The organism is Corynebacterium sp. HMSC036E10 (assembly GCF_001836265.1).
GTDB lineage: Bacteria > Actinomycetota > Actinomycetes > Mycobacteriales > Mycobacteriaceae > Corynebacterium > Corynebacterium coyleae.
In genome coordinates this window covers 61,779-62,261 of record NZ_KV827996.1, presented here as the reverse complement: position 1 = coordinate 62,261, position 483 = coordinate 61,779, and the positions used below count along the sequence as shown (strand labels likewise).

Annotated in this window: 1 protein-coding gene; it reads right to left on the bottom strand. The window is 56.1% G+C overall.

Annotation, left to right across the window (positions count from 1 at the left end; genetic code table 11):
* Positions 1-483 (bottom strand): SdrD B-like domain-containing protein (locus HMPREF2736_RS10960; RefSeq protein ID WP_305764517.1); only part of this gene is annotated, 483 nt, incomplete at both ends.

Sequence of the window (483 nt, the reverse complement as noted above, 5' to 3'; positions counted from 1 at the left end):
AAGTGTCGTTGTACTCATTCGGCTTCACCGTCACTTTGGACACCAGGCCCGACTCATCCGAACCCGGCACCTTGCCAGTGACTTCCCAACCATCCGGCTGGATGAAACGAATGTCGTACTCAGCGTTCGGATTAAGACCCTCGATCTTCCAGTTGCCGTCCTTATCGGTCACGGCAGAACGCGTCGGCTCACCATCACGCGACACCAACACAACTACATTCTCGAGGCCCTCTTCACCCTCATCCTGCTTGCCATCACCATTAGCGTCATTCCAAACACGGTCACCAACAGAACCAGACGGCAGAATACCCAGGTCAATATCGTCACGCTTCTCACCCGGCTTAATCGTGACCTTGGTGCTGACCTGACCCGGCTTCGACGGTACGTTATTCCCAGGCTCGTACACGACCGTGTAGTCACCCGGCTCGACGTCAACCTTCCAGTTGCCGTCCTCATCCGTCACCGTACGGATGACCTCGTTGC